Annotated in this window: 8 protein-coding genes, 1 pseudogene and 1 other annotated feature; of the genes and pseudogenes, 8 read left to right on the forward strand and 1 reads right to left on the reverse strand. The window is 39.9% G+C overall.

The window, feature by feature from the left end:
- Positions 1 to 4: 4 nt before the first annotated feature.
- Positions 5 to 1,555 (reverse strand): stage V sporulation protein B, encoded by a 1,551-nt coding sequence (gene spoVB, locus M3206_RS00275; protein ID WP_251310514.1) that lies wholly within the window; start codon positions 1,553 to 1,555, stop codon positions 5 to 7.
- 97 nt (positions 1,556 to 1,652) lie between these two features.
- Here spoVB and M3206_RS00280 point away from each other — a divergent pair, with 97 nt between their 5' ends.
- The 8 genes and pseudogenes from M3206_RS00280 (at position 1,653) to hisS (ending at position 11,976) form a co-directional block, all read left to right on the forward strand.
- Positions 1,653 to 1,907 carry a post-transcriptional regulator gene (locus M3206_RS00280; protein ID WP_251310515.1) on the forward strand — a complete coding sequence of 85 codons (255 nt, stop codon included), beginning with the start codon at positions 1,653 to 1,655 and terminating at the stop codon, positions 1,905 to 1,907.
- 150 nt (positions 1,908 to 2,057) lie between these two features.
- Positions 2,058 to 4,272, forward strand: a pseudogene (gene secDF / locus M3206_RS00285) (protein translocase subunit SecDF).
- A gap of 72 nt (positions 4,273 to 4,344) precedes the next feature.
- Positions 4,345 to 6,696: a single-stranded-DNA-specific exonuclease RecJ gene (recJ, locus tag M3206_RS00290; protein ID WP_251310516.1), complete on the forward strand. Its 2,352-nt coding sequence runs from the start codon at positions 4,345 to 4,347 to the stop codon at positions 6,694 to 6,696.
- A 19-nt stretch (positions 6,697 to 6,715) separates the two neighbouring features.
- Entirely contained in the window at positions 6,716 to 7,228 is a 513-nt protein-coding gene (locus tag M3206_RS00295) for an adenine phosphoribosyltransferase (RefSeq protein ID WP_251310517.1), read from the forward strand.
- A 154-nt stretch (positions 7,229 to 7,382) separates the two neighbouring features.
- The gene (locus M3206_RS00300; RefSeq protein WP_251310518.1) at positions 7,383 to 9,566 is read left to right on the forward strand and encodes a RelA/SpoT family protein; all 2,184 of its coding nucleotides are present in this window, start codon (positions 7,383 to 7,385) and stop codon (positions 9,564 to 9,566) included.
- Between the two features lie 23 nt (positions 9,567 to 9,589).
- The gene (dtd, locus tag M3206_RS00305; RefSeq protein ID WP_251310519.1) at positions 9,590 to 10,033 is read left to right on the forward strand and encodes a D-aminoacyl-tRNA deacylase; all 444 of its coding nucleotides are present in this window, start codon (positions 9,590 to 9,592) and stop codon (positions 10,031 to 10,033) included.
- Positions 10,034 to 10,098: 65 nt separating this feature from the next.
- The gene (locus tag M3206_RS00310; RefSeq protein ID WP_251310520.1) at positions 10,099 to 10,272 is read left to right on the forward strand and encodes a hypothetical protein; all 174 of its coding nucleotides are present in this window, start codon (positions 10,099 to 10,101) and stop codon (positions 10,270 to 10,272) included.
- A 46-nt stretch (positions 10,273 to 10,318) separates the two neighbouring features.
- Positions 10,319 to 10,546, forward strand: a binding site (T-box leader).
- A gap of 161 nt (positions 10,547 to 10,707) precedes the next feature.
- Entirely contained in the window at positions 10,708 to 11,976 is a 1,269-nt protein-coding gene (gene hisS, locus M3206_RS00315; protein ID WP_251310521.1) for a histidine--tRNA ligase, read from the forward strand.
- The last annotated feature ends 12 nt before the right edge of the window (positions 11,977 to 11,988 follow it).

Consider the following 11,988-nt stretch of genomic DNA (forward strand, 5'->3'; position numbering starts at 1 on the left):
GGTGTTAAACCCACCTTTTAATGATAGGGATATGTTTCAGATCTTCTTTTCCTAACAGCCTGAAGAAGATGAGCGTGAATAAATAGATGCCGCACGTCGCGGTTACGCATACAGCGAGACCTTGTAGTGGAGAGAACTTCGGCATCATAAATTTGTACAGATAGCGTGCACTTGCACCAGTAATAAAAATGGAGAACAAAGAATAGGCAAAATCTTTGATTACAATGGTATAACTTATCGCTTTAATCACAGTGGCAAAATGAAGCAATGTTACAACTACGATGCTAATAACGATTGCAAGTGCCGCGCCCATAATACCAAATTCCGGACGAGTAGCTAGGGCAAAGATCGCTGCAAGCTTTACAAGAGCACCAATCAGGCTGTTAATCATAGCAGACCTTGCGAGATCGAGTGCCTGAAGAACGGCTTGAAGCGGTCCTTGAAAATAAAGAAAAAAGAAAAATGGCGTCATGATCTTTACATAGGAAGCAGATGCTGGTGAATTGTACATAAGATCCATGATCGGAACTGCAAACACATATAAGATAACAACAGCTATGCCTCCAGAAAGCATGGCTAATTTTAATGCCTGATTAAGTCTATGCTCGATAAGATGGTATTTTTTTTGTGCATTCGCTTCGCTAATAGCAGGGACTAATGAAACAGAAAGCGAATAGGTAATAAACGTTGGCAAGAATAAAAGAGGAATAACATAACCCGCCAGCTCTCCGTATTGAGCAGTTGCGACAGCCGTTGTAACACCAGCGATCGCTAAACTGTTTGCAACAACAATGGGTTCAAAAAAATACGATACAGATCCAATCAGTTGACTACCCGTAGTGGGTAGTGCAATATTTAATAAATCTTTAAGGGTCTCGTGACCTTCTTTTAACTGTTTGAAAAAACCTTTTCGTATTCGCATCTTCTTTTTAACCTTAAACATGGAAAACATGTATAAGAGAGAAGCTAACTCACCGATAATAACTGATATCATAGCTCCGGCCGCAGCGAAATGCACACCGTATGGAAGGAATAATCCTGTAAGGAGTGCTACTAAAGCGATCCTTACAACTTGTTCAATAACTTGTGAATATGCAGATGGGCGCATATTTTGAAGACCTTGAAAATACCCCCGTAGTACGGATGAAACGGCAACAACAGGAACTACAGGTGCTATGGCGAGTAAAGGCCATATCGTACGGTCATCGGTAAAAAAATGCTTCGCTAACAAGGGAGCAGCAATAAACAAACCTATTGTAATAATGATGCTTAATACTCCGGTAATCGCTAAAGAGACGATCAGTATCTTTTTAACCTTTGCTCGGTCCCTTGTCGCATCAGCCTCTGCGACAAGTTTTGAAATAGCGACTGGAAGTCCTAGCCGGGTTAGTGTAACAGCAAGCAGAAAAGTCGGAACTGCCATCATATATAGTCCGACACCTTCATGTCCCATTACCCTGGCCATCACAATGCGGTTAACGAAGCCGAGGATTCGCGTGATCAGCCCCGCTAAAATAAGTAATAGAGTTCCTTGTACGAGTGTTTGTTTAGTCATGTTAACCTGTCCTTTCTGGGACAATCTCATAATTAACTATATGCACGAAGAGTGAACCGTCATGACAGCTTGTTTCATTTTGAAAGGGAGTGTGAGTGTGGAGCATATACATTTTATGGAATGGAAAGATGAAGTTCGGCCAGCGGTTAGAAGTAAAAGAGAAGAATTTCATTATATGGGGTATGAAAGTGTTACAGACGAAGAGATATGGAACTGTGTATTGGCGAAGTTAAAGAAAAAGAAAGAAGATCCTCGTCTGCACACACTTGTGGATTACATTTTATCTCTTTCACTGAATGATTTTATGACTTGGCTTACGATCCAATCATATAAAGCGGATGTTAAAAAATAAAAGTGAGGTTCTACCTTTCTTTTATTTTTTATGTTTTCTTCCTAGGACAAATTGACAGAAAAAAACAACAATCGCTATAATGGGAAGGATTAGTATTCGTACTTATACATAGTGTTGTCTTTTGATGCAGCATGAAGGAGGTTTCTTAAAGTGGTAAAAAGGAGTAAGATTGTTATCTTTTTTGTTGTGCTCATCATGTTTGCAGCACTTTGTGGGCTTACAACGGAAAAGATCGTAAAAGGTACAAAACTTGGGCTAGATCTCCAAGGCGGATTCGAAGTGCTTTACGATGTAAAACCTGTGAAAAAAGATCAAAAAATTACACAGGAAACGTTAAAGAGTACGGTTGAAGCGTTAAACAGCCGTATAAACGTATTAGGTGTCTCTGAACCTGAGATTCAGATCGAAGGAGACAACCGAATTCGTGTACAGCTTGCAGGTGTAACGGATCAGAACAAAGCTCGTGAACTATTGTCTACACAAGCTGAATTAACTTTTCGTGATGTAGATGATAAAGTGCTCCTGGATGGATCGGATCTACAGGGTAATGGTGCAAAGCAAACTTTTGAACCAAATAGTAATAAACCCATCGTATCTTTAAAACTTAAAGATGCAGATAAATTTGCTAAAGTAACGGAAGAAGTATTAAAACGCCAGCCACAAGGTGAAAATCGTTTAGTCATCTGGCTGGATTATGAAAAAGGGGACTCCTTTCAAGAAGAAGTCAAAAAAGAGATGGCTGGAAAAGAGCCCAAATATATATCTGCCCCTTATGTTAATGAAGTCCTGACTCAGAAAGATGTAACCATAACCGGTCAATTCACCGTTGAAGAAGCACAAAGTCTGGCGAAAATTTTAAATGCCGGAGCGCTTCCGGTAAAACTAGATGAAGTCTATTCCACTTCAGTTGGTGCAAAATTTGGAGAAAAAGCTTTAGACCAAACAATCTTTGCAGGATTTATCGGTATAGCTGTTATCTTCTTGTTCATGCTGATCTACTATCGAGTACCTGGAATTATTGCCGTTATAACGCTATCCATTTACATCTGGCTGATCCTCGCTATTTTCTACCTGATGAACGGGGTATTAACGCTTCCTGGTATAGCCGCTCTTATTCTTGGAGTAGGTATGGCGGTGGATGCCAATATCATCACATATGAACGAATCAAAGAAGAATTAAGAAGTGGGAAGTCCGTTTTAAGTTCCTTTAAAGCTGGTAACCGCCGTTCGTTCACGACCATTTTTGATGCGAATATCACGACAATCCTGGCAGCCGCTGTTTTATTTGCTTATGGTACAAGTTCTGTAAAGGGGTTTGCTCTCGTATTAATCATTTCAGTATTAGCAAGCTTTATAACTGCCGTTTTTGGAACAAGACTATTCCTAGGTTTATGGGTACAGTCCCGAATCATGGATAAAAAGCCTGGTTTGTTCGGTGTAAAGGAGAGTGACATCCGTGAGCTTTAAATACGACTTTGTAAAAAACAGAAACCTTTACTTCATCATCTCTGCTCTCCTGGCAGCAATAGGAATCATTTTCTTGTTAGTAACAGGATTGAAATTAGGAATTGATTTTGAAAGTGGGTCAAGAGTAAACATTCAAGCAAATGAAACACTTACAAATGAAAGTGTAGAAAAAGAGTTTGAGTCACTTGGCCTTGAACCTGAATCGGTCGTTCTTGCTGGAAAGAATGATCAAGCAAATGTTGCTTTTAAAGGGGCTTTATCAAAAGAAGAAATAGTAAAAATCAACACACATATGGAAGAAAAGTATGGTGAAACACCAAGTATCAGCACCGTTACGCCAATGGTTGGCCGAGAGCTTGCACAAAACGCGTTTTATGCAGTGCTTATCGCTTCGATTGGAATCATTATCTATGTAGCCTTCCGTTTTGAATGGAGCATGGCTGTTGCATCAGTTATCGCATTATTACATGATGCATTTATGATTATTGCGGTCTTTTGTATTTTAAAAATTGAAGTCGATCTTCCGTTTATTGCGGCAGTATTAACCATTGTTGGTTATTCCATTAATGATACAATTGTTACTTTTGACCGTATACGGGAGAATATGAGACTTGAGAAGGTAAAAACGCAAGAAAAATTAGCTGAAATCGTAAACAGAAGTATTCACGAGACGTTAACCCGGTCTATTAATACAGTTATAACAGTAATCTTTGCAGCGGTTGCATTGTTGTTCTTTGGAGCGGATTCGATCAGAAACTTCTCGATTGCTTTACTGATTGGTCTTACTTTTGGTGCGTATTCTTCTATCTTTATCGCTTCTCAGTTGTGGTATGTTATGAAATCACGTCAGTTAAAAAAGAAAAGATCACGTCCTGTCGAGGCGGAACCAGAAATTTAAAGCAAATATTGATTCATAAATTGTCACCTCTTATCCTGTTTTGTATAATGAATAGGTTAAGAGGTGATTTTTATGCTAGAGCCTAGAACGAGGTGGAAGATTCAAGAAACTTCGGAAGAGAAGGCAAAATGGTTATCGGAAGAAATGAATATTCCGCAATTGATTGCAAATCTATTAGCGATGCGTGGAATCGATTCAATAGAGAAAGCTCAAGCATTTTTAAAGATAGATACTAATCAGTTTCATGATCCATTTTTGTTAGATGGTATGAGAGAAAGTGTTGATCGAATACATAAAGCGGTAGAAATGAATGAAAAGATTCTTATTTTTGGTGATTATGATGCAGATGGTGTAAGCAGTACGACGGTTATGTACCATGCACTAAAAGATCTTGGTGCGCAGTTTGACTACTATATTCCGAATCGCTTCACAGAAGGATATGGTCCAAACGAGCCTGCTCTCAGAAAAGCAAAAGATGACGGATATACACTTGTCGTAACAGTGGACACCGGGATTTCAGCAGTGAATGAAGCAGCAGTAGCAAAAGAAATCGGTCTTGATTTTATCATCACTGATCACCACGAAGCTCCGCCTGTACTGCCGGACGCCTATAGCATCATTAACCCTAAAAAGCCGGGATGTACATATCCCTTTTCTGGTCTTGCTGGAGTAGGCGTAGCGTTTAAAGTCGCTCATGCTTTGCTTGGAAACCCGCCGATGCACTTGCTTGATTATGCTTGTATAGGAACCATCGCAGATCTTGTTCCATTAGTTGATGAAAATAGAATCATAGCTAAACTTGGAATCGAAGCTTTATCCAAAACAGATAAGATAGGCTTGCAGGAACTTTTGAAGGTTGCAGGACTTTATGAAAAAGAATTAACTGCAGAAGATGTTGGTTTTGCAGTTGGTCCTCGTGTTAATGCAGCAGGCAGGCTAGGTTCAGCGATGCCAGTAGTTGAGTTATTTACTTCTAATGATCGTGACCAGTCAGCGATGCTAGCAAAAGAGGTTGATAGCGTGAATAAAGAACGCCAGGCGATCGTAAATGAAATCACAAAAGAAGCGATTGCGATGGTAGAAGAGCGTTATCCGCCTGAAAAGAATGAAGTGCTTGTTCTTGCGAAAGAAGATTGGAACCCGGGTGTAATCGGAATCGTTGCCTCAAGGATTGTAGAGAAATTTTATCGCCCGACGATCGTGTTGTGTTTGGATCCTGAAAAAGGAACGGCGAAAGGTTCAGCACGAAGCATACATGGCTTTGATATGTTTGAAAATTTATCAGAGTCAAGAGATATCCTCCCTCATTTTGGAGGGCATCCCATGGCTGCAGGTATGACGCTGTCGATTGATGATGTGGATACTCTCAGGGAGCGGTTGATAAAACAGGCAAGAGAAATACTAAAACCAGAGGATTTCTTGCCAGTGACAACGATCGACCTAACCGTTTCTTTAGATGAGGTTTCGCTAGATACAGTGGAGATGCTTGGTACACTTGCTCCTTTTGGAGTTGGTAATCCTTCGCCTAGGGTCCTTGTTGAAGAGGTACCGATCAGAGAGATGAAAAAAATAGGAAGCCAATCGAACCATCTGAAATTACAAGTCGGAAATGGGGAGATGACGGTTCTAGATTGTATTGGATTTCAAAAAGGCAACTTACTTGATGAGATTACGCCTTATTCTACGCTTTCACTCGTTGGACAAATACAGGTGAACGAATGGAACGGATACAGGAAACCTCAGATGCTTTTAGAAGATCTATCCGTTTCCCATTTTCAGCTGTTTGATTATCGAGGTTTAAAAGATGCAGGAAAAAGGCTGAAAGGTTTGCCAAAAACAAAAACATACTATATTGCTTTTAACGATGATACCTTAACGGAACTTGGACTAGATGACGTTTTACCACAAACAATAATGGGTGAAGAGTTAGGAGAACTTCCTAACGATTTTTTCATCGATAAATATGTTGTCTTTTTAGATGTACCTGTATCACTGGCAAAGTTTGCTGAAGTCCTTGAGACAAAAGGCGAACCTGCTAGGATTTATGCTGTATTTCACCAAAACACAGATCACTTTTTTACAACATTGCCGACAAGAGAGCACTTTAAATGGTATTACGGGTTCTTAGCTAAACGGAAACAGTTCAATGCTAAGAAGGATGGTGCAGAGCTGGCAAGGTGGAAAGGATGGTCAAAAGAAACAATTGATTTTATGTCACAGGTGTTTTTTGAGCTGGATTTTGTTACAATAGACGATGGTGTAATTACTATAAATCGTGAACCAGGCAAAAAGGAACTTGATCGTTCTGAAACATACCAAAGAAAGTTTGAACAGGCAGATATCGAAAATCAGCTTGTTTATTCTTCCTATCATTCACTAAAAAGCTGGTTTGCAGAGCGAGCTCGTCCAAAAGCGAGTTTGTAATTTCAGGAGGAAAAGATTCATGGATTATAAGCCATATATTTCAGTAGTAAATGATTTCCCAATCGAAGGAATCCACTTTAAAGATATTACCTCACTAATGTCAGATGGGGCTGTATACAAACAAGCCATGGATGATATTGCAGAATATGCAAAAGAAAAAGATGTAGATGTAATCGTAGGACCTGAAGCACGAGGTTTTATCGTAGGCTGTCCGGTTGCATACACGCTTGGATTAGGATTTGTACCAGTTCGTAAAGAAGGAAAACTTCCTCGTGAAGTAATCAAAGTTGATTATGGTCTTGAGTATGGCAAGGATGTACTTACGATGCATAAAGACGCGATCAAGCCAGGGCAAAAAGTTTTAATTACAGACGACTTGCTGGCAACAGGCGGAACAATCGAAGCTACGATCAAACTTGTTGAGCAGCTTGGCGGTATTGTGGCGGGGATTGCATTCATGATCGAATTAACCTACTTAGATGGCCGCAGCAAACTAAAGGGTTATGATATTTTCACATTAACCCAATACTAAGAGATAAAGAGAAAGAGCACGGATTTTGTGCTCTTTTTTACATTCTTGTCACAAAAATTGCCCATTCATTCGACAAATTTCGTATTTCGCTTTACATGAGGGTTTAATTTAACGATAATAGAAGCAATATACAATGACAACGTAAGGTGATTCCATGACGATTGAGCAAGTGTTGCAAAAAGCGGAAAGCTATCTGTCAAAAGACGATATCGCTTTTATAACCAAGGCTTATGAATACGCAAAAGATGCGCACGAAGGACAATACCGAAAATCCGGAGAGCCGTATATCCACCATCCTGTTGAAGTAGCAGGTATCCTGGTGAACCTGCAGATGGATCCTGTAACAATAGCGGCAGGGTTTCTTCATGATGTCGTTGAAGACACACCCATCACGTTAAAGGACATTTCCAATCAATTTAACGAAGAAGTAGCCATGCTGGTTGATGGTGTGACAAAACTTAAAAAGATTAAGTTTAAGTCTAAAGAAGAGCAGCAAGCAGAGAACCATAGAAAAATGTTTGTTGCGATGGCACAGGATATACGCTGTATTTTAATTAAGCTCGCTGACCGTCTTCATAACATGCGTACGCTAAAACATATGCCTAAAGAAAAACAAATACAAAAAGCAAACGAAACCTTAGAGATCTTCGCTCCACTCGCTCATCGTCTCGGTATTTCGACGATAAAGTGGGAACTAGAAGACGTTTCTTTGAGATACCTAAATCCGCAACAATATTATAGAATCGTAAATTTGATGCAGCAGAAACGAGCTGAACGTGAAGAGTATGTTCAGCAAGTAATGGACGAGATGAAATCCAAGTTGAAAGAAGTCAATATCACAGTTGATATATCTGGAAGACCAAAGCATATTTACAGCATCTACCGGAAGATGGCGAAGCAAGGTAAACAGTTTAATGAGATCTATGATCTTCTCGCTGTTCGAATTATCGTCCAGAATATTAAAGATTGTTATGCCGCCCTTGGTATTATTCATACTTGCTATAAACCGATGCCTGGCCGTTTCAAAGACTATATCGCGATGCCTAAAGCAAATATGTATCAATCGCTTCATACTACAGTAATCGGGCCAAAAGGCGATCCGCTGGAAGTTCAGATCCGAACAGCTGATATGCATCGAGTAGCAGAGTACGGGATAGCTGCACACTGGGCATATAAAGAAGGCGCAACAAAAGCTCCTGTCAGTTCTTTTGAAAACAAACTGACTTGGTTTCGTGAAATCTTAGAATGGCAGAACGATGTTGTAGATGCTGAAGAGTTTATGGAATCATTAAAAGTAGACCTATTCTCAGATATGGTATTTGTCTTTACTCCAAAAGGGGACGTTTATGAACTCCCATCAGGATCAGTTCCGATTGATTTTGCGTATCGTATCCACACGGAGATCGGAAACAGGTGTATAGGTGCCAAAGTTAACGGTAAGATGGTCACACTGGATTACAGATTGAAAACCGGAGATATCGTTGAGATTCTGACAAGTAAACATTCTTATGGTCCGAGCCAGGACTGGTTAAAAATCACACAAAGTTCTCATGCGAAGAATAAGATTCGCCAATGGTTTAAACGCGAAAAAAGAGAAGAGAACGTGGCTAAAGGGAAAGAGCTTGTTGAAAAAGAAATCAAGAACCGCGGTTACGATTTAAAAGAAATTTTCACGACTGAAAATCTGCAGTATGTTGCTCAAAAGTACAACTTTTCAAGTGAGGAAGATATGTATGCGGCGGTTGGCTATAATGGCATAACCGCAGCACAAATCGCTACTCGTTTAACAGATAAAGTACGTAGGAAAAAAGAGCAGGATCCTGATAATTCAGAACTTCTGGATGCAATCAGAGATTCGTCAGATAAGCCTGAAGTGAAGCGAAGAACCGACTCAGGCATCGTGGTTAAGGGCATCGATAACATGTTAATTCGTTTATCTAAGTGTTGTAACCCTGTACCTGGAGATGAAATTGTTGGTTATATCACGAAAGGGCGGGGCGTTTCAGTCCATCGTAAAGATTGTGTCAACGTCCACAATGAAGATGCCCAAGTTCGGTTGCTTCCTGTTGAATGGGAAGGCAGCTTAGAACAGCCAAAGAATTATAATGTTGACATTGAGATTAACGGTTTTGACAGAAGAGGTCTTCTTAATGAAGTCCTTCATGCCGTTGCGGAAACAAAGACAAACATTACAGCTGTAAGCGGGAAGTCTGATCGAAACAAGATGGCTACGATCAGTATGTCTATCTCTATTCATAACGTAAGTCATCTGCAAAAAGTTGTAGAACGTATCAAACGGATCCCAGACATTTATGCTGTAAGGCGTATTATGCAATAGTCGTTATAGGAAGTGACCTCAATATGAAAATCGTGCTTCAGCGAGCCAAAAATGCGTCTGTTTCTGTAGACTCTGCAGTAAAAGGACATATAGACAAAGGTTTGGTGCTTTTAGTAGGCGTCACTCATGAAGATACAGAAAAAGATGCAATTTACTTGGCGGAAAAAATAATTAATTTACGTATCTTTGAAGATGAGAGCGGGAAAATGAACCTATCATTAAAAGATACAGAAGGAAGTATCCTCTCTATTTCTCAATTTACGTTATATGGGGATACCAAAAAAGGCAGGCGGCCAAATTTCATGGAAGCTGCTAAGCCAGACCATGCGAAACAAATTTATGATTATTTTAATGAAAAGATCAAGACTTTAGGAGTACATGTAGAAACAGGTGTTTTTGGTGCAATGATGGATGTTGAATTCACGAATGACGGCCCTGTTACGCTAATCATGGACTCAAGAGTTTAAGAAAACGAAATGAATGAAACCTTCGCCTTGATGGACAGACTAACCAAAAAAGGCGGAGGGTTTATATGAGACAGAATCGCAAGGGTATAGAAGGGGTATCACAGTGGAAACAGGTTTGTTTTCATGATTTTATTTCTTTAGAAAAAACAGCAAATGATATGGAACTTGCTGAAGAATTCGGATTAGATCTTCATCAGGTCAATCAGCTGAAGAAAAAAATAAAAAGAGAAAACTATTGACATGAAGCCCCTTTGAAACGTATGATAATCTACAATTCCAAAAATGATAAAACTGTTGACGGAGAAAAGTAGCTTTACCCCACAGGGTAAGAGAGGAAATGCCGCGGCTGGAAGCATTTCTCCCTGATGATAAAGTGAAAGACACTTCATAGGTTTTAATTCGAACGGTTAGATTCAACTCAGTAGAGTTACACGTGGGCAATCGTTACTTGCATAATGAGGAAGCTTTTTGGCTTCGAAGCAGGGTGGCACCGCGGGAACTCCCGTCCCTTATGAAATCGATGATTTCATGAGAGACGGGAGTTTTTTATTTGGCTTATTTGTTATAGTGCATGCTTCTAAGGCTTCTGTAACTTGCAAAAAGAAACAGAAGAATACGAGAGGATGACAAATAAAGCCCTTGATGATTATTAAAAAATCGGAGGATGAAATGAAATGAGTATTAATATTCCAAGGGGTACCAAGGATATTCTCCCGGGAGAAGTAGAAAAGTGGCAGATCATTGAGGAAAAAGCAAAGGAAGTTTCCGCAAGATTTAATTACAAGGAAATCCGCACACCTATTTTTGAACATACCGATTTATTTCAAAGAGGAGTGGGGGATTCAACGGATATCGTTCAAAAAGAAATGTATACCTTCACGGACAGAGGCGACCGGAGTTTAACGCTACGTCCAGAAGGAACAGCACCTGTTACACGTTCTTACGTTGAAAATAAAATGTTCGGTCTTCCAGGACAGCCTGTAAAGCTCTATTACATTCAGCCGATGTTCCGATACGAAAGACCACAAGCAGGACGGTACAGACAGTTCGTTCAATTTGGAATCGAGGCAATGGGTTCAGCTGATCCGGCAATTGACGCAGAGGTTATTTCTCTCGCTATGACGGTCTATCAAGAACTAGGATTGAAGAAGCTTCGCTTAGTACTCAATACGCTTGGTGATGCAGACAGCAGAAAGGCTCATAAAGATGCACTGATTGCTCACTTTGAACCTAGGATTGAAGAGTTTTGTTCGGATTGTCAAAACCGTTTGACAAAAAATCCGCTTCGGATTCTAGACTGTAAAAAAGATCGTGACCATGAACTAATGAAATCTGCTCCTTCTATTCTAGAGTATTTGAATGTGGAATCTAAAGCTTACTTTGATCAAGTGAAGACATCTTTAGATGACATGAACATTCCGTACGTTATCGATCCTACGCTTGTAAGAGGTCTCGATTACTATAATCATACAGCCTTTGAAATTATGAGCGAAGCTGAGGGCTTTGGTGCAATTACAACATTAAGCGGTGGCGGAAGATATAATGGTCTTGTTGAAGACCTAGGCGGACCTGCCACACCAAGCATTGGGTTTGCGATGAGTCTTGAACGTCTTCTTTTGGCGCTTGAGGCGGAAGGCGTAACATTGGAAACTCATGAAGAACTTGATTGTTATGTGGTGGCACTTGGAGATGAAGCAAAGAAGAAGTCGGTTTCGATCTTAAATGACCTTCGAAACGCTGGTATTAAAAGTGATAAAGATTACTTAGATAAGAAAATGAAAGCTCAATTTAAAGCTGCGGATCGACTGAAAGCAAGATTTGTTGCCATTCTGGGAGATGAAGAACTCTCTAAAGGAATCATTAATGTGAAAAACATGGAATCTGGGGAACAAAAAGAGGTTCGAATCGAAGAATTAAGCACGTTTGTTAAGCAAGGAAAATAAGGAGGACAACAT

Source organism: Fictibacillus phosphorivorans (assembly GCF_023715845.1).
Classification (GTDB): Bacteria; Bacillota; Bacilli; order Bacillales; family Fictibacillaceae; genus Fictibacillus; species Fictibacillus phosphorivorans_D.

What these genes read in the sequence shown, in the direction of transcription:
- spoVB (WP_251310514.1), bottom strand. Translation starts at nt 1,555, where the DNA reads ATGACTAAACAAACACTCGTACAAGGAACTCTATTACTTATTTTAGCG.
- recJ (WP_251310516.1), top strand. Translation starts at nt 4,345, where the DNA reads ATGCTAGAGCCTAGAACGAGGTGGAAGATTCAAGAAACTTCGGAAGAG.
- M3206_RS00295 (WP_251310517.1), top strand. Translation starts at nt 6,716, where the DNA reads ATGGATTATAAGCCATATATTTCAGTAGTAAATGATTTCCCAATCGAA.
- M3206_RS00300 (WP_251310518.1), top strand. Translation starts at nt 7,383, where the DNA reads ATGACGATTGAGCAAGTGTTGCAAAAAGCGGAAAGCTATCTGTCAAAA.
- dtd (WP_251310519.1), top strand. Translation starts at nt 9,590, where the DNA reads ATGAAAATCGTGCTTCAGCGAGCCAAAAATGCGTCTGTTTCTGTAGAC.
- M3206_RS00310 (WP_251310520.1), top strand. Translation starts at nt 10,099, where the DNA reads ATGAGACAGAATCGCAAGGGTATAGAAGGGGTATCACAGTGGAAACAG.
- hisS (WP_251310521.1), top strand. Translation starts at nt 10,708, where the DNA reads ATGAGTATTAATATTCCAAGGGGTACCAAGGATATTCTCCCGGGAGAA.